The organism is Pseudoalteromonas sp. S327 (genome assembly GCF_005886415.1).
GTDB classification, from domain to species: Bacteria; Pseudomonadota; Gammaproteobacteria; order Enterobacterales; family Alteromonadaceae; genus Pseudoalteromonas; species Pseudoalteromonas atlantica.
Map to the genome: position 1 here is coordinate 66,283 of NZ_PNDP01000016.1, position 22,979 is coordinate 89,261.

At 41.1% G+C, this 22,979-nt stretch carries 15 protein-coding genes; 12 read left to right on the forward strand and 3 right to left on the reverse strand.

The window, feature by feature from the left end; all coding sequences use genetic code 11:
* The first annotated feature begins 8 nt into the window (after positions 1-8).
* From malQ to rluF, 9 genes are all read left to right on the forward strand, one after another.
* Positions 9-2,006, forward strand: coding sequence for a 4-alpha-glucanotransferase (gene malQ / locus CWB60_RS06385; protein WP_138577253.1), 1,998 nt, complete (start codon positions 9-11; stop codon positions 2,004-2,006).
* Complete coding sequence (gene glgB / locus CWB60_RS06390) at positions 1,999-4,218, forward strand: 1,4-alpha-glucan branching protein GlgB (RefSeq protein ID WP_138577251.1); 2,220 nt, start codon at positions 1,999-2,001, stop codon at positions 4,216-4,218. Before malQ ends, glgB begins: the two co-directional genes overlap by 8 nt.
* Positions 4,211-6,274, forward strand: coding sequence for a glycogen debranching protein GlgX (gene glgX, locus CWB60_RS06395; RefSeq protein WP_138577249.1), 2,064 nt, complete (start codon positions 4,211-4,213; stop codon positions 6,272-6,274). Before glgB ends, glgX begins: the two co-directional genes overlap by 8 nt.
* The gene (locus CWB60_RS06400) at positions 6,267-8,804 is read left to right on the forward strand and encodes a glycogen/starch/alpha-glucan phosphorylase (RefSeq protein WP_138577247.1); all 2,538 of its coding nucleotides are present in this window, start codon (positions 6,267-6,269) and stop codon (positions 8,802-8,804) included. Before glgX ends, CWB60_RS06400 begins: the two co-directional genes overlap by 8 nt.
* A gap of 14 nt (positions 8,805-8,818) precedes the next feature.
* On the forward strand, positions 8,819-10,120 hold the full coding sequence (glgC, locus tag CWB60_RS06405) for a glucose-1-phosphate adenylyltransferase (RefSeq protein ID WP_138577245.1): 1,302 nt from the start codon (positions 8,819-8,821) through the stop codon (positions 10,118-10,120).
* 41 nt (positions 10,121-10,161) lie between these two features.
* Complete coding sequence (locus tag CWB60_RS06410; protein WP_138577243.1) at positions 10,162-11,697, forward strand: glycogen synthase; 1,536 nt, start codon at positions 10,162-10,164, stop codon at positions 11,695-11,697.
* 91 nt (positions 11,698-11,788) lie between these two features.
* Positions 11,789-13,003: an EAL and HDOD domain-containing protein gene (locus CWB60_RS06415; protein WP_138577241.1), complete on the forward strand. Its 1,215-nt coding sequence runs from the start codon at positions 11,789-11,791 to the stop codon at positions 13,001-13,003.
* 19 nt (positions 13,004-13,022) lie between these two features.
* On the forward strand, positions 13,023-14,117 hold the full coding sequence (locus CWB60_RS06420; RefSeq protein WP_502704736.1) for a DUF418 domain-containing protein: 1,095 nt from the start codon (positions 13,023-13,025) through the stop codon (positions 14,115-14,117).
* Positions 14,118-14,193: 76 nt separating this feature from the next.
* The gene (rluF, locus tag CWB60_RS06425) at positions 14,194-15,180 is read left to right on the forward strand and encodes a 23S rRNA pseudouridine(2604) synthase RluF (RefSeq protein WP_029774482.1); all 987 of its coding nucleotides are present in this window, start codon (positions 14,194-14,196) and stop codon (positions 15,178-15,180) included.
* A 9-nt stretch (positions 15,181-15,189) separates the two neighbouring features.
* On the opposite strand, the gene CWB60_RS06430 is transcribed toward rluF, so the two are convergent.
* From CWB60_RS06430 to CWB60_RS06445, 3 genes are all read right to left on the reverse strand, one after another.
* A complete protein-coding gene (locus CWB60_RS06430; protein ID WP_138577239.1) occupies positions 15,190-15,774 on the reverse strand; it encodes a hypothetical protein in 585 nt (194 codons plus the stop codon).
* Positions 15,775-16,107: 333 nt separating this feature from the next.
* Positions 16,108-19,188 (reverse strand): efflux RND transporter permease subunit, encoded by a 3,081-nt coding sequence (locus CWB60_RS06440; RefSeq protein ID WP_138577235.1) that lies wholly within the window; start codon positions 19,186-19,188, stop codon positions 16,108-16,110.
* A 2-nt stretch (positions 19,189-19,190) separates the two neighbouring features.
* The gene (locus CWB60_RS06445; RefSeq protein ID WP_138577233.1) at positions 19,191-20,273 is read right to left on the reverse strand and encodes an efflux RND transporter periplasmic adaptor subunit; all 1,083 of its coding nucleotides are present in this window, start codon (positions 20,271-20,273) and stop codon (positions 19,191-19,193) included.
* Between the two features lie 123 nt (positions 20,274-20,396).
* On the opposite strand from CWB60_RS06445, the gene CWB60_RS06450 reads away from it, so the two are divergent.
* The 3 genes from CWB60_RS06450 to CWB60_RS06460 all read left to right on the forward strand — a co-directional run bounded on the left by CWB60_RS06450 (position 20,397) and on the right by CWB60_RS06460 (position 22,709).
* Entirely contained in the window at positions 20,397-21,293 is an 897-nt protein-coding gene (locus CWB60_RS06450; RefSeq protein WP_138577231.1) for a LysR family transcriptional regulator, read from the forward strand.
* On the forward strand, positions 21,283-21,594 hold the full coding sequence (locus CWB60_RS06455; protein WP_138577229.1) for an MGMT family protein: 312 nt from the start codon (positions 21,283-21,285) through the stop codon (positions 21,592-21,594). Before CWB60_RS06450 ends, CWB60_RS06455 begins: the two co-directional genes overlap by 11 nt.
* Before the next feature lie 563 nt (positions 21,595-22,157).
* Complete coding sequence (locus CWB60_RS06460; RefSeq protein ID WP_138577227.1) at positions 22,158-22,709, forward strand: diguanylate cyclase; 552 nt, start codon at positions 22,158-22,160, stop codon at positions 22,707-22,709.
* Positions 22,710-22,979: the final 270 nt, after the last annotated feature.

A 22,979-nucleotide genomic window follows, 5' to 3' on the forward strand; every position in this document is an offset into this window, starting at 1 on the left:
GCGAGTAAATGGACGCACTTTCGCAGTTGTTTTATCTGCACGGTATTGGTTATGAGTTTACTAAATACACGGGCGAGCAGGTTATATTTAGCGAAGACACGCGCAAACGTGCCTTACAATGTTGTGGTGTAAATACCGAAGATGAACACCAAATAGCTCAGCTTAATTATCAATTAGATGTTGCGCCTTGGTTAGAGTTAGCACCCGATACCAGCTTAGTGAATTTAACTGATAACCTTTTTTATATTCGCATAGATGAGCGTCAACGTGATTTACCTGTTGCGATAACGTTGCCAAAGTTAAACGTTACCTATGAGCGTGCTAATTTACATAATTTGGCCATCACTGGCGATTACTATGTACATGGCGTGCGTTATATTGAAGTAGCAGTGCCGTTAGGGGCTATTCCGGTAGGTTATCATCAGGCGCTGGTTAGTGTAGGGGAGCAAAGCAAAGAGATTCAATTGTGGGCCACCCCAGAAAAAGTTTTTCAAGTAGATGATACTAAGCGCACTGGGCTTTCGCTGCAGTTGTACACAGTTAAAAACAAAGCAGGCCTAGGTGTAGGGGATTTTAATGATTTACTAGAGCTATGTGATTTATGTGCTCAGCAGCACATGGACTACATATTACTCAACCCGTTACATTTGCTGTTTGCACAGCAAAGTGAGCGAGCCAGTCCCTATAGCCCTAATAGCCGTGCGTTATTAAATCCTTTGTACATTTGTGTTGAACTATCAGCTGATGCTAAAAACAATCCACAATTAGATGCTTTGTTACACAGTGATGAGGTAAAAGCGCTTTTTAACAGCAATGAACAGTTTATAAATTATGAAAAAGTAAGCGCCGTTAAATATGCATTATTTAAAGCGCTATTTAGTCATTTTGAAGCACATGCCAGCGCTTCACGACGCGATGAGTTTGCCCAGTTTTGCAAACAAAACGCCCAGACCCTAACTACGCTAAATTCAGCCAATCCTACCTTTGATTACTACTTACAATGGCAGGCTAAATTACAATTAAGCCATTGTCAGCAGCACTGTTTAAATAAAGGCATGGCAATAGGTTTAATTAATGACCTAGCTGTTGGTTGTGCAGGTGATGGCGTTGAGTATCAATCTCAGCAATCCCTTTTTAGTGATAATGCCAATGTTGGCGCGCCGCCAGACCCTTGGGCGCAAGCAGGGCAAAATTGGGGGCTGCCTGCACTTAACCCGCAACAATTAAAAAATGATCACTTTGCCTTTTATCGCTCACTTATTAGCGCAAACATGCAAGGCGTTGGCGGTTTGCGCATTGATCACGTTATGGCACTAAGGCGCTTATGGTGGTGCTTTGAAAATAATCACACACAAGATGGCTGTTATGTTTATTACCCTTTCGAACACTTATTGGCTATTTTAAAAATAGAGTCTCACCTTAATCAGTGCATAGTAATAGGTGAAGACTTAGGCATAGTCCCGCCCGAGGTAAAACACGCACTTGCTGCAAGTGGTATTTATTCAAATAGCTTATTTTATTTTGAAAAACAACATGATGGTGAGTTTTTACCATTACAAGAATTACCTAAGCATTGTTTAATTATGATAGCGAATCATGACGTACCGCCATTTTGCGGCTGGTGGCAAACAGATGATTTAGATATTAAACGTCAGTATCAGCTTATTGATGATCAGCAGTACCAACAGCAATTGCACGAAAGACAACAAGAAAAACAACGATTACTGCGTTTTATACAGTTACATAGCGCAGAGCAACTTAGCGAAACTAGCGATGCTATGTGTGTTTACGGTGAACTTGCCAAAGCACTTGCACACAGTGAGACCCGTTTATTTGCACTTCAGCTTGATGATTTAGATAAACAAACGTATCCGGTGAATATACCCGGTACTAATACCGAATACCCAAATTGGCGCCGTGTTTTAACTCATTCAAGCAACGCTATTTTTAAAAATAATGCCAGTACCTTGGCTGCAGTTAATTCAATAAGGAAAGGATATGAGTAGTACCGCACCAAAGGATTCATTACAGACCCATTACGACGCACAGGTAACTGCACTACAAGGCGGCAGATTTAAAGACCCTTTTAGTTTTTTAGGGGCACATGCTTATAAAAATGGCTATGAAATACGCGTGTATTTACCCGCTGCTAAAAATGTAAATATTATTATTAATGATAAACAAGTTATTGCTAAGCGTTATAACAGTAGCGATTTATTTATTGCAACAAGCAACGAAATGCCAACGCAGCCTTATAAGTGCAACGTTGAATATGCAAACTCAGCATTATGTTTTTACGATGAATATAGCTTTGCAAGCAGCCTAGATACGGATGCAATGTATTTATTTAACGAAGGCAGTTTAGAGCATGCATATAAACATTTAGGCGCTCACTTTATTAATCAACAAGGGGTTGATGGAGTGCGTTTTTGTGTGTGGGCGCCTAATGCAGCCAGTGTATCTGTTATTGGCGAATTTAACCTTTGGCAAGCTAATCGTCATTATATGCGTTTTCATCCTGCGTGTGGTGTATGGGAGCTTTTTATCGCAGGGCTTCAGCCCGATACCTGTTATAAATTTTCTATTGTGACACAGCAAGGCGATGTGCTTGAAAAAGCAGATCCGTTTGCCTTTAAAATGCAGCAAGCTCCGGGTACGGCCAGTGTGTTACAACAGCAAGCAACGCCTATTTCGCTCAGTGATAGCGAGCTTAAAAATCGTCAAAAGCGTAACCATATAGACGCGCCCATAAGTATTTACGAAGTGCACTTAGGGTCATGGCAAAGGGCTGAAGAAAACCGCTATTTAAACTATAGCGAACTTGCCGACAAACTGGTTAATTACACGCTTGAAATGGGCTTTACGCATATTCAATTAATGCCAATAAGTGAATACCCGTTTGATGGCTCTTGGGGTTACCAGCCGGTGGGTTTATTTGCACCAACTAGTCGCTTTGGTGATTACAGCAGTTTTAAATACTTTATTCAGCAGTGTCACAAAGCAAACTTAGGTGTGCTACTTGATTGGGTGCCTGGGCATTTTCCTAGTGATCCGCATGGTTTACACCACTTTGACGGCACGCATTTATTTGAGCATGCCGATATTCGACAAGGCTTTCATCCTGATTGGAATACCTATATTTATAATTACGACCGCCCGGAGGTTAAAAGCTTTTTAATCTCTAATGCGATGTATTGGCTAGAGCAATTTGGCCTTGATGGACTGCGCGTAGATGCGGTGGCTTCAATGCTTTATTTAGATTACAGCCGCAAAGAAGGTGAATGGGTTGCCAATTGTTATGGTGGGCGAGAAAACCTAGGCGCTATTGAGTGCTTAAAGCAGGTAAATTTGCGTAGTTATAAAAATAATCAGGGCATTATGATGGTGGCTGAAGAGTCGACCGCGTGGCCGGGAGTCACTCAAAGTGTTGATCACAATGGCTTAGGTTTTGGCTACAAATGGAATATGGGGTGGATGAACGACAGCCTTCATTACATGCAACATGACCCGCTTTATAGGCAGCATCATCATCACGAAATGACGTTTTCTATGGTGTACGCATTTAGTGAAAATTACATTCTACCGCTAAGTCATGACGAAGTTGTACATGGTAAAGGCTCATTAATTGAAAAAATGCCTGGTGATGATTGGCAAAAATTTGCCAATCTACGTGCGTATTACGCATTTATGTGGGCGCACCCAGGCAAAAAGCTGCTGTTTATGGGCGGCGAAATAGCACAGCGAAAAGAGTGGGATCACAATCATTCTATTGATTGGCATTTGCTAGAGCATAAAAGCCACCGCGGTATACAAAACACTGTACAAGCGCTTAATACTGTTTATAAAAAGTCGCCTGCACTGTATGAACTCGACTCAAGCCCTGCGGGTTTTGAATGGATAGATAACAACAATAATGAGCAAAGTATATTTAGTTTTGTACGTTATGCTAAAAATGCCCACGACTTTATTGTAGTAGTAGCAAACTTTACGCCTGTTTCTTATCAAGAGTATGAAATTGGGGTACCCGCAGCGGGTAAATATAAGGTTATTTTAAACACCGATGATGACGCTTTTTTTGGCTCAGGTATTAAAGTAACAGCAAACAAAAACGCCACGGTTAGTAGCGTTAAGGCAAGCGCTCATGGCTTTTCGCATAGCATTAAAATTGCAATGGGCGGGTTAACGACTATTTATTTACAAAAGGTTGAAGATGAGTAATCGATTTGAGGTTTCACATGGGCAACCACATCCACTTGGCGCAACTATTAGCAGTGGCGGCGTTAACTTTAGCTTGTACGCACCTAAAGCAACACAAGCTTATGTGTGCTTATTTGATAAAAGTGGGCACTCTGAAATATTAAAAGTAACCATGCATATCAACGAAGGCGGTATATGGACTGCCCATGTAGCGCCATTAGCCGAAGGCGCATTATATGGGTATCGCGTAGAAGGGGAGTACAGTCCTGAAAAAGGCCTGCTGTTTAACGAGCACAAGTTGCTGATTGACCCTTATGCAAAAGACTTATTTGGCGAATTCACATGGAGTGAGCGCCACTATGGGCAAATGCCTATTGGCACGAAAAGCACCGTTAATAATGCCATTGATATACCTAAATCACGGGTTGTTAATAGCCAGCCTTATAAACACAAAAAGCCAAACCATAGCTGGTCTAATACCGTTGTTTATGAGTGCCATGTAAAAGGCGCCACGTGCCGACACCCTAATATCCCTAAAAATTTACAAGGTAAGTTTTTAGGCTTAAGCCACCCTAGCTTTATTGAGCATTTGCATAATTTAGGGGTCACCGCACTAGAGCTGCTCCCTGTACATGCTTTTATAAGTGAGCAGTTTTTAACGGCAAAAGGGCTGCAAAATTATTGGGGCTACAACACACTCAACTTTTTTACTCCGCATAAAGATTATTTAGTTGATGATGACATTAACGAATTTAAGCGCATGGTTAGCGAGCTTCATAAAGCGGATATAGAGGTTATTTTAGATGTGGTTTATAACCACACCGCAGAAGCGGGCGCCGATGGGCCGATTTTATCGCTCAGAGGGCTAGATAACCTAGCTTATTACCGAACGGTGGCTGATAAGCCTCAGGTGTATATAAACGATACCGGCTGCGGTAACACCATTAATATTGATCATCCTAAAACCTTAAAGCTGGTACTTGATAGCTTACGTTATTGGGTGCAAGTAATGGGAGTAGACGGATTTAGGTTTGATTTAGCCACCATTTTAGGCCGAAATGCCCATGGTTTTAATAGCGCCCATGCGTTTTTTCAAGCCATTGAACAAGACCCTGTATTGAGTCGTGTAAAGCTTATTAGTGAGCCCTGGGATATAGGGCCAGGTGGCTATCAGCTAGGGGCTTTTGCTGCACCTTGGCGAGAGTGGAATGACCAATACAGAGATGTCATACGCCGATTTTGGCAAAGCGAAGAAGGCGTTATTGCAAATGTAGCAAAACGTATTCATGGCTCATTTGATATTTTTGAGCACAGCCAGCGCGGGCCGCTAAACAGTATTAATTTTATTACCAGCCATGATGGTTTTACGCTTGCCGATTTGGTGAGTTATGAGCATAAACATAATGAAGCGAATGGCGAGCAAAATCGCGATGGCCACAGCGCTAATCATTCCACCAATTGTGGTGTTGAAGGATTTACTAATGATGCCAAAATTATTGCCCTAAGGCTGCAGCAACAAAAGAACTTTTTACTTACGCTAATACTCTCAAAAGGGGTGCCTATGATTGCCTCAGGCAGTGAAATGGGTCACTCGCAAGGGGGCAATAATAATGCGTATTGTCAAAATAACCGCACCAGCTGGTTGGCATGGAAAGACTCACAGCTAAATCATTCACTAACCCGATTTATTGACGATGCACTAAAAATAAGGCGTGGTCACAGTGCGTTTAAACACAGTGTGTTTTCAGAAGATATTGACGAGCGCTTTACGGTTAAATGGTTTACCGAGCAAGGCGTAAAAATGACTAACGAGCATTGGCACGAGCCGCAGCGCCAGTTTTTAATGTATAGCTTGTTAGATAAGCAAAATAAATACGCCTTATTAATCATTTTAAATGCGAGTAAAAAAACAGTTTTTTGTAAGTTACCCCCATCGCCTATCGCGGCGCAATGGGACATGGTTTTATCAAGTGTACATAACGCATCGCTAAGCAGTAAAGAGGATGCAATAGTCGAAATTTCAGCACAAAGCAGCTGGGTTTTTAGTGCAAATTTAGAGGACGATGGTCATGTCTAAGCAAGACGAAAATGTGTGTGTGGTAAAAGGGTGGCAAGAAGGCCCTGTAATTGATGAAAGCACTTTAAAAGATGATTTAACTCGGCACTTTTATTACAGTTTAGGGCGTGACAAAGTGGGTGAGTCGCAACTGTATTTATATCATGCGCTTGCGCTGACAATCAGAGATCGGCTTGTTGCTCGTTGCAGAGAAACCAAACAACAAATCAAGCAAGAAAAACGCCGTAAAACAGCTTACCTATCGCTAGAATTTTTAATGGGTAGAGCACTTGGTAATGCAATTTTAAATCTCGACTTAGACGAACAAGTCTCCAGTGCACTGCAAGAGTATTGCACCACAATTGAAACCGTAGCCCAGGCAGAGCACGATGCAGGGCTAGGTAATGGTGGCCTTGGGCGTTTAGCTGCCTGCTTTTTAGATAGTTGTGCAAGCCTTGCGCTTCCCGTGGTTGGTTACGGTATTCGCTACGAATACGGTATGTTTAACCAATCATTAAAAAATGGCCACCAAGTTGAGCAACCCGATAACTGGCTTCGTGAGGGGCACCCGTGGGAGCTTGCCGCGCCTGAGCAATCACAACGAGTGAAGTTTTTTGGGCACGTACAAAGTTATACCGACAAACATGGGCGCGAACACCGTCAATGGGTTGGTTGTAACGACGTATTAGCTGTGCCATATGATGTGCCTATTCCTGGTTATAAAAACGACATTGTTAATACGCTAAGGCTATGGAAATCAGAAGCGACCGACGAATTTAACTTAACCGAGTTTAACGCGGGGAGTTATTCAGAAGCGGTAGCGCAAAAAAACCTAGCAGAACAAATCACAATGGTGCTTTACCCAAATGACAGCAGTGAAAATGGTAAAGAGCTTAGATTACGCCAACAGTACTTTTTATCATCAGCGAGTATTCAAGATATCGTATCGCAATGGGTTGAACAGTACGGCGAAGACTTTAGTGACTTTGCAGCCCATCATGTATTTCAATTAAATGATACGCACCCAAGTATTGCCGTGGCAGAGTTAATGCGCATTTTAGTTGATGATTACGAGCTTGATTGGGATAACGCGTGGGAAATTACAACCAGCACAATGGCTTACACTAACCACACGCTATTGCCAGAGGCATTAGAAAAGTGGTCAGTGCCGCTTTTTGCAAAACTATTGCCGCGAATTTTAGAAATTATTTATGAAATAAACGCCCGCTTTTTAGCGCAAGTGGCTCAGCATTGGCCAGGCGATGCAAGTAAACAGCGTGCGCTTTCGTTAATTGAAGAAGGCGACGTGCCGCAAATACGTATGGCTTATTTAGCGATTGTTGGTAGCTATTCGGTAAATGGTGTGGCCGCACTACATACCCAACTTTTAAAAGAAGGGCTATTTAAAACCTTTTATGAGCTTTGGCCTAACAAGTTTAATAATAAAACCAACGGGGTTACCCCAAGGCGTTGGTTAGCACACTGCAACCCGGCCTTGAGTCATTTAATTACAGAAAAAATTGGCTCAAAATGGGTTAGCGATTTTGCAGATATAAGCCAATTACGCCGCTACTTCGACGACACCGCGTTTCATCAGCAATGGCAAAATGTTAAACGCGAAAACAAACAACGTCTCGTCGATTTAGTGAAAGAGCGCTGTGGTGTTGATTTTGATGTAGAGATGATGTTTGACGTACAAGTTAAACGTATTCACGAATACAAACGCCAGTTATTAAATGTACTTCATGTTATTCATTTATACGACCGTATACGCCGAGGCGATACTACAAACTTAGTACCACGTTGTGTGCTGCTAGGGGGTAAAGCCGCCCCTGGTTATTACATGGCTAAAAAAATAATTAAGTTAATTAATAACGTAGCTGAGGTTATTAATAAAGACCCACTTGCAGCGCCTTATTTACGAGTTGCGTTTTTGCCAAATTATAATGTAACCGCAATGGAAACTATTTGCCCTGCAACCGATTTATCAGAGCAAGTATCGACCGCAGGTAAAGAAGCATCAGGCACTGGTAACATGAAGTTTATGATGAATGGTGCGCTTACTATTGGTACGTTAGATGGGGCGAATATTGAAATTAGAGACGCTGTTGGCGCTGATAATTTCTTTTTGTTTGGTGCCCAGGCTCATCAAATTGATGATATTAAATCGCGATATAACCCTTCTCATTTAATAGAGCAAAACAGCGACCTAAGCCATGTAATGCAGTTACTCGAAAGCGGGCAATTTAACCTGTTTGAGCCTAATTTATTTGACGACATTATTAATGCTATTAAAAGCCCTCACGATCCGTGGTTGGTTGCACATGACTTTGAAAGCTATGTGGCAGCGCAAAAGCAGGTAGAGGCTGCGTATCAAGACCAAACGCATTGGACGCAAATGAGTATTTTAAATACGGCCGCAAGCGGCATATTTTCAAGCGATAGAACCATAAGCCAATACAGTGAAGATATTTGGCACCTAACCCCCCTAACTATTAGTGAAACAGACTTACACGCAACTACGAGCCATGCCACTAAGAGCACAGACTAAACGGAGAGAGTATTATGCCTAGTTATGCAAATCGTTACATAAGTAGCTTAACCCGAGATACGTACGCGTTAATACTGGCTGGTGGACGCGGCTCACGCTTACACGAATTGACAGATTGGCGCGCAAAGCCCGCTGTTTATTTTGGCGGTAAGCACCGTATTATCGATTTTCCATTATCAAATTGTATCAATTCGGGTGTGAGGCGTGTAGGCATAGCCACACAATATAAATCGCACTCTTTGATTCGCCATGTTAATCGCGCCTGGGGCCATTTTAAAAAAGAGCTGGGGGAGTCGGTTGAAATTTTACCCGCATCTCAGCGTAATGGTGATGAGTGGTATTGTGGAACTGCCGATGCGGTTTTTCAAAACATGGATATTATTCGCCACGAACTGCCAAAATATGTGATGATTTTGTCAGGCGATCACGTTTATCGAATGGATTACGGCGCTCTATTAGCCGAGCATGTGCAAAAAGGCGCCGACATGACAGTATGTTGCCTTGAAGTACCTGTTGAAGAGGCTGCAGATACCTTTGGGGTAATGACCGTTGATGAAAGAAATCGGGTATGTCGCTTCGATGAAAAGCCTTCGATCCCCAGCTCTGTCCCTGGTAAGCCAGGTACCTGCTTAGCCTCTATGGGCAACTATGTGTTTAATACTGAGTTTTTATTTGAGCAGCTAAAAAAAGATGCTGAAAATGAAGGTTCTGGCCGCGACTTTGGGCACGATATTATTCCGGCAATTATAGAAGAGCACAGTGTGTATGCGTTTCCGTTTAGAGATCCCATGCAAGAAGGGCAACCTTATTGGCGTGATGTAGGAACGTTAGACTCGTTTTGGGAAGCCAATATGGAATTGGTAATGCCCGAGCCACAGCTAGATTTATACGATCCAACCTGGCCTATTTGGACCTACCAAGAGCAGTTGCCACCGGCTAAGTTTATTTTTGATGATGAAGACAGACGAGGTATGGCGGTAGACTCTACGGTATCGGGAGGGTGTATTGTATCGGGCTCAGTAGTTAGAAAATCACTGCTGTTTTCAAACGTGCACGTGCGTTCATTTTGCGAAATAGAGCAATCGGTTATTTTACCCGGGGCTCTTATTAATCGTCATTGTAAAATTAAGCGAGCCATAATTGATCGAAGCTGTGAAATACCCGCAGGGCTTGAAATTGGCTACGATAGAAAAGCCGATGAAGAAAATGGCTTTAGGGTATCTAAAAAAGGCATCGTATTAGTCACCCGTGATATGCTCACGGAACTTGCTAAAAAGCTTGAACGTCAAGCACACGAAAATAAAAAGTTCGCTTAAAATCGGATGCGAATAACAAAGGTTAAGGAAGTAGTAAATAAATGCATGTATTAATGGTTGCCGCAGAAAACGATGCTCTACCAAACGCTAAAGTGGGCGGGGTAGCAGATGTAGTCAGAGATGCCCCAAAAGCACTAGCAGCACAAGGCGTGAGCGTAGATGTTGTTATTCCTGATTATGGGTTTGAGCAACTGCAACGTGAATATATAGGTGATGTCACTGTTATATTTAGAGCGCAGCCACAGGTATTATCTTTATTTAAAATAAGTGATGACAACACACACATTAATCAATTTGTTATTTCGCACCCACTGTTTAGCCAATCGGGTTCGGTGTATTGCAATGACGAACCCGGGCGACCTTTTGCTACTGATGCAACAAAATATGCATTATTTAGTGCCGCTCTATGTGAAGCGCTGCTTCAGGGTTTAATAACGCGCCCTCAAGCACTGCATTTACACGATTGGCATAGCGCGTGTGTCGCCGTATTATTAAAATTTGATAAACGCTACGATACCCTCGCTAATTTACATATTGCCTATACAGTTCATAATTTAGCACTGCAAGGGATCAGGCCTTTTAAACACGACGACTCGAGTTTAGAGGCTTGGTTTCCTTCGTTAGGTTATAACGGGCAACATTTGTGCGACCCTCGTTACCCACACTGTTTTAACCCTATGCGCAGTGCTATAAATTTGGCGGATAAAGTTCATTTAGTCTCACCTACTTACAGTACCGAGGTACTAAAGCCGAGTAATTATCAGCAAGGTTTTTTTGGTGGAGAAGGCTTAGAGCTTGATTTACAAAATCAATCGGCTCAAGGCAAGGTGGTGGGAATATTAAATGGCTGTGAATACCCTGAGCAAAACCCTAAGCAAGTTACTTTATCGCTCTTGTATGAGCGTATTGAACATACTTTATTTAACTGGATGGCAAAACATGAGCAGCTTGAAACGAGCTACTATGTGGCGCATCAGCGCATGCTGCAGTTTAAAAACACGCCAATAGATGGGCCCCTTGTAACAAGTGTTGGCAGGCTGACCGAGCAAAAGGTGTTATTACTTTGCCAACAATACGGTAATGCATTAGCGCTTGATAAAGTGTGTGAAATAATTAACCGTTTTAACGGTCGTCTTATTATTTTAGGCTCTGGTGACAAAGCCCTTGAAAGCATTTTTACCAAGGCTATGGCACGTAATACAAACTTATTGTTTTTAAAAGGTTATGGGCAAGGTATTGGCGATAGCCTATATGAGCTTGGGGATTTATTTTTAATGCCAAGCTCGTTCGAGCCATGCGGAATTAGTCAAATGCTTGCTATGCGCGCAGGGCAACCTTGTTTAGTCCACAGTGTTGGCGGTTTAAAAGACACCGTAAGCCACAACAACAATGGCTTTGTATTTTCTGGCGGCTCGTTGAATGAACAAGTTGATGGGTTAATGACATGCTTGACTGAAACCCTTACGCTAAAACAGCAAAATCCTAAGCAATGGAGTAACATTACAGCTAATGCTAAAGGAGCACGTTTTTCGTGGGAAACGGTCGCTGCTGATTATATTTCAAGCATGTATTGCTAAATCATTAAAATTAAACGCAGTAGAAGTGACATTTATACCTATTTACGCTATTAATTACTTAGTTTGAGTATAAAAATAAGAAGTAGGTAATGTGTCTGTATTTGTTGCAAGGCAAGCAATATTCAATCGTAAGCAAAATGTAGTTGCTTACGAGCTTTTATTTCGTAATAGTGCTGAAAACTTTTTTCCCGATATAGAAGAAGGTCAAGCAACTGCTCGCCTAATAATGGAAAACCAGCTTAATTTAGGCACACGCCACATCACCTCAGGTAAAACGGCACTGATAAATATAGGCCCAGACTCTTTAAAGCACAATTTATGTGACTTTTTACCCTGCAAAGATGTGGTCATTGAGCTATTAGAAACCATTGAACCCACCGACGATAACTATCAGCTTTGCAGAGAGCTTTTTCATAAAAACTATAAACTCGCATTAGATGACTTTGTTTATAACGAGCAATGGGAGCGATTTTTAAAGTTTATTAAGCTAGTAAAGTTTGATATTGCGCAAACGCCTTTATCAGATATTGCTGAGATTGTAGAAAAACTAAAACAGCATAAAAAAATAAAAATATTAGCAGAAAAAATAGAAACCCAAGCCGATTATCACCAAGCACATAAAATGGGGTTTGATTACTTTCAAGGCTACTTTTTTGCCAAGCCCACAATGCACGAACAGCAAGACATTGATTATAACTATGCGTTAGTTGTGGCTATTTACGCGCAAGTAATGAAACCAAGCCCAGATATAAAGCAAATTAGTGCGTTATTTGAAGCCGATGCGGCCTTGGCTTATAAGCTTATGCGGCTAATTAACAGCGGTGTTTTTCCTATTCAGAGTAAAATATCATCTATTAAGCAGGCGTTAGTGTATTTAGGGCATGAGCGTTTAAAAAAGTTTGTTAGTTTAATTGTTACCGCGCACACCGCGGGTAAAAAGCCAGCAGAGCTAATGCAAGTGTGTGTAGTTAGAGCACGCTTTTGTGAGCTAATAGCAAAGCAGGTGTCTAAATCGTTGGTGGGTGAGGCGTTTTTAACCGGCTTGTTTTCGTTACTAAATGCCATACTCGATCAACCTATGAGTTTATTAGTCGAAAAGTTACCTTTTCCTGATGATATTAAAGCGGCATTACTAAACGAAAAAAACACCCTATATTATATTTTAAATGTAGTACAAGCGTACGAAACAGGTAGCTGGTGGACATTAGAAAAAGCCGTTATATTACTTAATGTTAAAAGTGATGTGCTGCCAGGATTATATAATCAAGCCGTAGATTGGGCAGATAATTATAAAAATAATAGTTAAAGGACAGTAACCGCTCATTATGCGAAATTATAATATGGACTTTATTCGCGGCATTGCCGTGCTTTGCTTAGTGTATATGAATGGCTATGCGTTTGGCTTAGTGGATTATAGCTATATTCCTTTATCTACCCCGCCTTTTAGCGACACCCTTATCCATGCTGTGAGTACTTTTTTTGTTGATGGCCGATTTAGAACGCTGTTTAGCTTACTGTTTGGTGCAGGGCTTTATATTCAATGGCAAAAAGTTAAATCAACAGCGCCTTTAAAAGCGCGATTGCATTGGCTTATCATTTTTGGTTTGGTACATGGTTTTTTACTTTGGGCTGGCGACATTTTATTTTTGTACGGTGTATCTGGCTGGTTTGTTCTAAAATATTTGCAAAGTAATAATCAACTGCTTGTAAAAAGGGCAGGGGAGTTTCTTTTAATTGGTTGTGTAGCCACGGGGTTGGTGCTTTTTAGTGCGCCAGATGAGCTCGTTTATCGTGATTCAGCACAGTATATCGATTTATATAGCCCGCATTGCAGCGATTACTTTTTGAGTAACCTAGGTATGAATGTATTAATGCTGGTAGCTGTTCCTATCATGATCATGTGGCTGTGCGTAGGGCTAATGCTGATTGGCATATATTTATATAAAAATGAGGTTTTTAGTAAAGGTTTAACTAAGCCGCACCTTATTGTTTGTATAGCTGGCGCCTTTATTTTTTCAGGCATGAGGCTTTATGCGTCAAAGTTTACTGGGGGAGCGGGGTTCGCCCTACAAGAGTTTATAAATACCTTTGCCGCGTTATTCATGGCTGTATTTTATATTCATCTCATCGTTAAATTTTGTAATAACCGTGCTCATGTGGGCCAGCTTATTCAGCAGGCGGGGCGCTTAGCTTTTACCTTATATATATGCCAAACACTTATGCAGCTGTTGCTTTATAAAGTGTTGTATCCGCAGTGGGTATTAAGTTTTAACCGAATAGACTATTGGATAATCGCGACTGGCCTAGTTAGCGTGCAGCTATTGTTTACAGCTTTATATTGTCGCTATTATGAGCAAGGGCCGCTGGAATATGTTTGGCGCAGGTTAACTCAAGCAAAAATTGCAAAAATTAATGCGTAAAGGTTTAAATTAGGGGCGAAAAATAATGGCGTGTGGTTTACACTAGTCGCCTTTAAAATTAGGACCATTCAGTGCCATGACCGAATTAAAACGTTTAAATAAATTTATTAGTGAAACAGGTTTTTGTTCACGCCGTGAAGCCGATAAATATATTGAGCAAGGTCGTGTAACAGTTAATGGTAATACGCCTGAAATGGGCGTAAAAGTGGCTGATACCGATACTGTTTTAGTCGATGGAAAACCGCTGCGCGAAAAACCAAAACGCGTGTACATAGCGTATAATAAGCCAGTGGGTATTACCTGTACCACCGAGAGTAAAATTCAAAGTAATATTGTCAAAGCCGTTAATTATCCCACCCGTATATTTCCTATCGGCCGTTTAGATAGACCTTCAGAAGGATTGATTTTTTTAACTAACGAAGGCGATATCGTTAATAAAATTTTGCGAGCGGGTAATAACCACGAAAAAGAATACGTGGTGACAGTTGATAAACCACTCAATCGCCAATTTGTGAGCAAAATGGCCAACGGTATTCCTATTTTAGATACCGTTACAAAAAAATGTAAAGTGACGCAAACAGCTCCGCAAGAATTCAAAATTGTGCTTACGCAGGGTTTAAACCGCCAAATTCGCCGTATGTGTGAATACCTAGGTTATGAAGTTGTAACCCTTAAACGTACCCGCATTATGAATGTAACGTTAAAGGGCTTAAAAGTAGGCCAGTGGCGACATTTAACCGACGTAGAAATGGCGCAAATTAATGACTCCATTGCCGATTCGGGTAAAACGCAAGAGCATTCGGTTGATACCAATAAGCAAAATGCCAATAACAAAGGCGAGCCTAAAAAGCGTGATTTTCAGGGGGAAAACCCACGTGCCTTTAATAATGAGCGAGGCACTCGCACTCAAAGAAGTAACACCCCTTTTCAAAAGCGCTCCACCACCTATGTAGGTAAAGGCGGAGCTAGTAAAAATACGCAAGGCGATAGCAAAAGCGCAAACAACAAAAAGCCAGCAAACGGTAAAGCGCGTTCATCTGGCACATTAAGTTTAAAAAAATAGCGTGCGCACTTACCATTGTATTTGATGCACGACGTTACCTAGTGGGCTTTTAACGCCCACGATGTTTATTTTCTCATTTTTTAGCCGCTTTAATGCTGGTTTATCTAAATACCACCTAAAAGAGCGCTTTCTGTAAGTTTGTAAATCAAGCACAACCAGTTTTGCGCAGCTGTATTCGTAATCACTCGGACACGCCTCTACAGCCAGTAGCTGGTAATCTTGCTGCCAGCTATTGTCGCTATAATAATACGTCCATAACTTTACTGAAATACAAAAACTAGCCCACAGCCATAAATAAACTAAAACCGGTATAAACAAAATACCCAGCCAGCCCCTAAGCTTCCCATCATCCTCTAAGTAGTCTTTAAAATTTGATTTAAATGTTATGCATGCGTTGTACTTTTTGTATCCGTACATCCCCCCTGCAATACTAATTATTACTGACAAAACAGGAAGCAGCTTATGTGTTAAAAAATCATAAGCGGTATTGGCAATAAAGGGGGGATCGAGATTTTCATCCCAAGCAATAAAAAATAGGGGTGGGAATAGTAAACTAGCGGTAATTATTATTCTAAAAAGTTGTTTTGCTGTCATTTGAGGGGTTACTTATAAAACACAACGCCAATATAAAGTAAATAAAGCCCTAAATAAATGGCTAATGCAGATACGCTGTTTTTAGAGCGCAGTCGTTTAATTAAATCGTAAGTACCGTCAAACATGCCTGTTATTACCAGTGTAATACCGCCCGTGAAACGGTAGTTGTTTAAATCTACATTGCCATTTTCGTCGGTTATAAAGCGAAAACAGCCAAAGAGAATACAAATACAACCTAGTTTATTATGTCCATCTTTAACTTCGGTTTAAATAATAAAAAACGCAGCTACTGTGAGGTAAGCTGCGTTTTAAACGTCCTGTAAGGCTTTTAAATTACTTTCTAGGCTCGTAGTCTATTCTAAATACAACAGTATAAAGCACAGGCACTACAATAAGCGTGAGTATGGTTGCAAAACCTAAACCAAACATAATAGTTACCGCCATTGACTGGAAGAACACGTCAAACAACAGCGGGATCATACCTAAAATGGTGGTAATAGCCGCCATGGCTACAGGGCGTACACGGCTAACGCCAGATTCAAACACAGCTTGATAAGGCGATTTACCATCGCGAAGCTCAAGATTTATTTGATCGACCAACACAATGCCGTTTTTAATCAGCATCCCGCTTAAACTTAGTAATCCAAGTAGTGCCATAAAGCTAAATGGCGCATTCATTATTAACATGCCCGCACTCACACCAATAATGGCAAGTGGCACTGTAGCCCAAATAACTAAAGGCTGTTTAAGTGAATTGAACAGCAGTACGGTTACCGCAAACATCGCTAAATAACCCAGCGGTAATGAACCAAATATAGCGGCTTGCGCATCCGATGACGACTCATACTCGCCGCCCCATTCTAATTTATAACCACGCGGTAGCTCTATTGCCTCTACGGGTCCGCGCACGCGTGCAAATAACTTAGCGGCAGTTTCATCGCCTAATACGTTGTGATCGGCCATTACCGTTATTGTGCGCTTTCGGTCGCGGCGCATAATTAGGCTGTCTTCCCATTCAACCACAAATTCGTCAACCACTTGCGTTACTGGCACAAATACACCCAATACAGGGCTGTATATTTGTAAATCGTGAACGCTTTCTACATTTAGGCGCTCATTTGCCGGTGAGCGAGCAATAATTGGCAGAAGTTGCGTACCATCACGATATACACCCACTTGCTTGCCCGAAAGGCTAGTAAGCAGAACATCATCAAGGTCTGACTTACTAATACCTAAGCGGCGCGCTTTTTGTTCGTTAAATTGTGGGCGAATCATTTTAGTACGTGCGCGCCAATCATCACGAATATTATAAGCGCCGTCGTCTTGTGCGATAACTTCTTCAGCCTGGGCGGCTAATCGTCTAAGTATTACCGGATCGGGGCCTGTAAAGCGTGCTTCAATTTTAGCATCGGTTGAGGGGCCAATTTCCATGGGCTTAATTTTAAGCTCAGCTGAAAGCGGTGTATTTTGCGAGTATTCACGCACTTTTTGCATTACTACAGCCACCGCCTCGCGGTTTTTTACTCTAATAATGAGCTGCCCGTATGACGAGTACGACTTTTGCGGTGCATAAGTAAGCATAAAGCGTGGAGCACCTTGGCCTGTAGTACTGGTTATTTCTTCAACTAGCTCTTCTTTTTGAAGGTAGTTTTCAAGCTTTTTAATTCCCTCTAGCGTTGCTCTTATGTCGGAGCCTTGTTGCTGCCAGTAATCTACATAAAACATAGGCGTGTTAGAGGCGGGGAAAAACGATTGTTTAACCGCACCAAAACCAACCACAGCCGAGCAAAGAAGCACGACCATAAGCACAAGCGTGGTTTTACGATAATGCATAGATACATCTAAAAGTGCTTTATAGCCGGTAAAAATAAAGCCTTGGTATGGGTCGTCATCATCCTCTTCGCCCTCAGCATTTTTAGCTTTTTTAAACTCATCTTGTTTAAACATTAAATTTGCAAAAAATGGCGTAAGCGTAATGGCGGTGATCCAGCTTAGTAAAAGCGATATAAACAACACCCAAAATAAGCTACCCGCAAATTCACCGGTCGCATCAGAGCTTAAGCCAATAGGGGCAAACGCAGTAATACCAATAACTGTAGCGCCTAGTAGCGGCCATTTAGTTTGTTCTACAATATTAACCGCAGCTTTTAACTTAGTTTGGCCACGCTTTAAATTTATTAATATGCCTTCGGTTACTACTATAGCGTTATCTACCAGCATACCAAGGGCAATAATAAGCGCACCTAGAGAAATACGTTGCAGGTCTATGGCGAACAACTTCATAAATATAAAGGTGCCTAAAACGGTGAGTAATAAAATACCGCCAATTAAAATACCACTTTTTAACCCCATAAATATAAGCAGTACTACGATTACAATGGCAATCGCCTCAACTAGGCTGACAATAAAGCCATCTACCGATTTTTCTACTTCTTTAGGTTGGTTATACACCGATTCTACATGTATGCCATGTGGGCGTTGATATTCAAGCTCTGCTAAGTGCTCGTCAATACGTTTACCTACATCTACTACGTTCACGCTATTCATAAACGAAACGCCAATTAAAAGCGCTTGTTCTGAGTTGTAGCGAATAACATTGCTGGGTACTTCTGCGTATTCTCTAAATACTTTGGCTACATCACCTAAGTAAATAAGCTCGCTAGCACCGGGTTTTGATATAAGTAGGGTTTCGAGCTCTTTAACATCTTTAAATTCGCCGGTTGGGTGAAAGCGTATAGACTCATCGCCCACTCTAATTTTACCTGCGTTAGAGACTGTATTTTGCGATTGCAGTAAACCAAAAATATGGCTTGGGGCAATACCGAGCTGCGCTAATTTACGGGTAGACACTTCAACCATTACTTGAGGCTGTTGCTCACCAGCAATGGTCACTTTACTCACACCTTTAACCAGTACGAGTTCACGCTTTAAGTAATCGGTGTAATCTTTAAGTTCATCATAAGAGTAGCCATCGCCGGTAACCGCATACATAACGCCGTATACATCACCAAAGTCATCTAAAATGGTGCTTGGGTAAACGCCACTTGGAAGTGAAGGCGCTAAGTCGTTAATTTTACGGCGCATTTCATCCCAAATTTGGCGCAGCTGTTCTTTTCGGTAGGTGCTTTTCATTTCTACCGATATTTGCGACTTACCATTTGATGAAATAGAGGTCACATAATCTACGTAGGGGAGTTGCTGAATTGCATTTTCGATAGGAAAGGTGACTTCTTCCTCTACTTGTTGTGGCGATGCACCCGGATACATAGTAATAACCATGGCGGTTTTAAGCGTAAACTCTGGGTCTTCTAGTTGGCCTAAATCAAAGTATGACACACTCCCGCCAATTAACAGCAGTAGTGCAAACATCCAGCTAATTACTTTTTTCTCTATGGAGAGTTGCGCAAAGCTCATAATTATAAGCCTCGCTCTTTATTCCATGGACGTACTTTCATGCCCTCATCTAATGAGTGTACGCCAGCAGAGACGACAATTTGGCCTTCTTTAATACCGCTTAGCACTTCAATGCCGTCGCGGTGTACTTGGCCTACTTTAACGGCTTGTTTATTAACAACACCGGTTTCTGGGTTATATATCCACACATAGGCGTTATCTGACACGCTTTCTTTAGCTTCAGAAAAAACCGACTCAACCGGTAAAATAGTGTAAGCCACTTGCGAGCTGGTTACTTTTGATAAATCGATAAATACACGCCCTGTCATCCCTGCAAGTAAGTTAAAGTCTTTGGGTACTGGCAGCGAAAAAACAACTTTGTAGGTAAGCGTAGTAGGATCGGCCTGCGTATCCCACTCTTTTAAATCAAGGGTGTACTCTTTATTATCATAACCGTCAAACACAACGGTAGGGTGGTAGTCGCTGCCTTTTTTAATGCGCGCTATTATTTTTTCAGGAACTTGGATTTCTACATCCATTAAATCGCGGGTTTCTAGGCGTAAAATGTTTTGCTTGGCTTGAATGTTTTCAAAGTTTTTAACAAATACTTTGGCTACAGTCCCTGCAAATGGGGCGCGCAGTTCGCTGTATTCTAGGTTGGTTTCGGCAATTTTAAAGGCAGACTCTGCCACTTGCATATTGGCTAATGCTTCATCGTACTCTGATTGACTCGCGATTCTTTTTTCAAGTAATTGTTCAATGCGGCTAAGTTGTGATTTAGCAAGCTCATAACGGGCTTTTCTATCATCGTACTGTAATTGAAAGTCTTCTGGGTCAAGCTTTGCTAAAAGTTGTCCTTCTTCAACTTCTTCACCTGCTAATACCGGAAACTCTACCAGTTCACCATTGACTCTAAATGCTAAGTACGAGCCTTGGTTAGCAACCACTTCAGCAGGAAAACTGCGCACATTTGTTTGCGAATCATGTCCTATATTGAATAACTTTACAGGCCTAATGGGCTCTTCTTTTACTTGCTTTTCTGGCTCTGAGCAGGCCATTAAGGTAAGTAAAGTCGTAGTAAGTATACATAGACGAAAGAGTTTCATGTCTTCTCCGTGGCAATGATGGGCAAAATAATTAAGTGCAGGATACGCCGCAACCATATAAAATAAAATTCATTAAATTTTAGAAACATAATAAGTTTTATTTATGATCATGTTGAGCGCAGTATGAAGCTGAATCAATTACAAATTTTAGATGCCATTGTACAAAGTGCAAGTTTAAGTGGCGCGGCGCTTAAATTACATAAAACTCAACCTGCGCTTACCTTAGCAATTAAAAACTTAGAGGCAAAAATTGGCTTCGAACTACTCGATAGAAGCAAGTACCGATTACAGTTAACTGAAAAAGGGCGTGTTTTTCATCGCGAAGCACAACAATTATTGCATGCAAATGATGAGCTAGCACAGCTTGCTAAAGAGCTTGCACTGGGTAACGAGCCACAATATCGAATTTGCTACGAGCAAATTTGTCAAAAAGACAGTTATAACGAGATCATAAGTAATACTTTTAGACTATTTAAGCGTACAGAGTTTAATTTAACCAGTGGCAAACGCTTTGTCTCTTTAGAGCAAGTAAATAGTGGGCAAGTGGAGTTAGGCATAGGCCCCTGGTTTGACTTATTTCATGCAACAGGGCACTTAGAGAGCCTACCTATTGGTAAATTAAACATTGGAATTATTGCATCTACTAATACGTTTCCTAAGTACATGACCTTTAACGAGCTACAAAATTACCCGTGTTTGGCCATGTTTGAAAGTGACTTAAGCATAGACAGCGACAAGCTTTCGTATTCAAAAGGCTCTGCCTTAATGAAGATTGACGATGTAACCAATTTAAAGTCGTTTTTGCTTGCTGGTGCCGGCTGGGCAATGATGAACATAGACTATTGCGCCCCTGAAATAGAAGCAGGGCTGTTGCAGCAAATACAGATAAACGACAGAGAAGATGAGTTTGGTATAGAAGTACGTGCATTTAGGCGTGATGCAATACACCATGGCCCTGTTGCGCGCTCTATTTGGGAGCAATTTAAAGTACTCAGTGAGGCGTACGTTAATGACCGATAATATTGAGAAAGAAACCCTCATCTACACCATTATTGCAAATATACCTGCAGGTTTTGTAGCAAGTTACGGGCAAGTAGCAACGCTTGCAGGTTTCCCGCAAAATTCACGCTTAGTAGGGCGCCTTTTAAAGCAAATGCCAGATGATTCTGTTATACCGTGGCACAGAGTAGTAAATAGCCAAGGTAAAATATCATTTCCTGCAGGCAGTGATAAATACCAAGAGCAGCGCCAAAAGCTATTATTAGAAGGGGTTAGCTTTAAAAACGACAAAGTGAACATGCGCGAGTGTAGATGGCTGTAGTGAACGTATTATCGTAAAAAAGCTTTTAAAGGCTGCTTTATTACAAGTGTGCGGCTTACTTTTTTGTTTTTAGCTATCGTAAATCTACAAAAAATAGGGTTATTCAGCTTGTAGTTTTACTTTTAACACAATCTCCTTATCTAGCTTTGTGAATGAAAAACTTACAATGAAAAGCGATATATTTTCTATTTTTTACACAATAAAAATATATACGGCAAAGTAAAAACACCTCCACACCTACCAATACCTAAGATGGCATTAAATCAATTTAGCGTCGAGATTTGGCATAACATTTGAACTACTTATTTGTTGTAAATAGATATTGAGCATACCAAATGTTGGCTTAAGGGCGCGTTTAAAATGGTATCTCATTTGCAAAAAGGTAAAAGAGTAAAAGCGTAAAAACGTAAGTAATCCTCAAGCCATCTTAAAAGTGACTGATAAATTATTTGAAAAATACGGTTTTTCACATCGCTAGTGATGAATAATTGAGGTGATGAAGTGTAAATAATTAGTTTTAAGCATGAGGGTTATTAAAACGAAATATTAAGGACTAACAAACTATGACTGACCCAACTTTATTGATTTTAATGTATTTTGTGATCCCTGTGTGGCTTGCTGCTGGTATTGCTGATTGGTTTTGTCATCGACGTAGTAATATTTCTACAACCAGCGGTGCTAAAGAGTCATTTATTCATTTATTAATGTTTGCCGAAGTGGGCATTCCGTTAATCCTCGTTTTAATTTTTGAAGTTAATAGTTTGATTATTGCCATTTGTATTGTGTTGTTTTTTCTGCATGAGCTTACAGCAATGTGGGATGTAAGTTATGCAGTAAGTAAGCGAAGGGTAGGGCCGGTAGAGCAACATATACACAGTTTTTTAGAAATGATACCCCTGTTAGCTTTGGTATTAATTATTGCGCGCCATTGGGAGCAATTTACCGCTTTATTTACTCCAGGCGGCTTTCCTCCTGACTTTACGCTGCAATTAAAAGCCTCTCCTTTACCAATAACTTACTTGGCAACGGTGCTATTTATAGCACTTGCGCTAGAATTTACACCTTATTTAGAAGAGTTCATTCGCGGTATACGTGCTAAAAAAGATAATACTTAATCGGCTTAAGTTATTTATGCAGTTAATTTATGCGTGTCTAAATAGGCACGCTCTTGCTTACACTGAGCTAAATAGTGTTGCTCGAGCACAGGGTTTAGTACCAAGCTAAGATGCTGTCTAAGGTATTGTTAACCAGAGCCTCACTAATACTTAGTGGGGCTTATTTAGGTATAATTGAAAAAGGCTAGGTAAAAATAGCGGCGTATATACGCCGCTATTATTTTATAAAATCAATATGTTGAGATTAACTAATATGAGTGAGCTAGCATG

Excerpts from the sequence above, each read along its gene's own strand:
- CWB60_RS06400 (WP_138577247.1), top strand. The coding sequence starts at position 6,267 with ATGTCTAAGCAAGACGAAAATGTGTGTGTGGTAAAAGGGTGGCAAGAA.
- glgX (WP_138577249.1), top strand. The coding sequence starts at position 4,211 with ATGAGTAATCGATTTGAGGTTTCACATGGGCAACCACATCCACTTGGC.
- CWB60_RS06410 (WP_138577243.1), top strand. The coding sequence starts at position 10,162 with ATGCATGTATTAATGGTTGCCGCAGAAAACGATGCTCTACCAAACGCT.
- CWB60_RS06440 (WP_138577235.1), bottom strand. The coding sequence starts at position 19,188 with ATGAGCTTTGCGCAACTCTCCATAGAGAAAAAAGTAATTAGCTGGATG.
- CWB60_RS06455 (WP_138577229.1), top strand. The coding sequence starts at position 21,283 with ATGACCGATAATATTGAGAAAGAAACCCTCATCTACACCATTATTGCA.
- rluF (WP_029774482.1), top strand. The coding sequence starts at position 14,194 with ATGACCGAATTAAAACGTTTAAATAAATTTATTAGTGAAACAGGTTTT.
- CWB60_RS06430 (WP_138577239.1), bottom strand. The coding sequence starts at position 15,774 with ATGACAGCAAAACAACTTTTTAGAATAATAATTACCGCTAGTTTACTA.
- glgC (WP_138577245.1), top strand. The coding sequence starts at position 8,819 with ATGCCTAGTTATGCAAATCGTTACATAAGTAGCTTAACCCGAGATACG.
- CWB60_RS06445 (WP_138577233.1), bottom strand. The coding sequence starts at position 20,273 with ATGAAACTCTTTCGTCTATGTATACTTACTACGACTTTACTTACCTTA.
- glgB (WP_138577251.1), top strand. The coding sequence starts at position 1,999 with ATGAGTAGTACCGCACCAAAGGATTCATTACAGACCCATTACGACGCA.
- CWB60_RS06460 (WP_138577227.1), top strand. The coding sequence starts at position 22,158 with ATGACTGACCCAACTTTATTGATTTTAATGTATTTTGTGATCCCTGTG.
- CWB60_RS06420 (WP_502704736.1), top strand. The coding sequence starts at position 13,023 with ATGCGAAATTATAATATGGACTTTATTCGCGGCATTGCCGTGCTTTGC.
- malQ (WP_138577253.1), top strand. The coding sequence starts at position 9 with ATGGACGCACTTTCGCAGTTGTTTTATCTGCACGGTATTGGTTATGAG.
- CWB60_RS06450 (WP_138577231.1), top strand. The coding sequence starts at position 20,397 with ATGAAGCTGAATCAATTACAAATTTTAGATGCCATTGTACAAAGTGCA.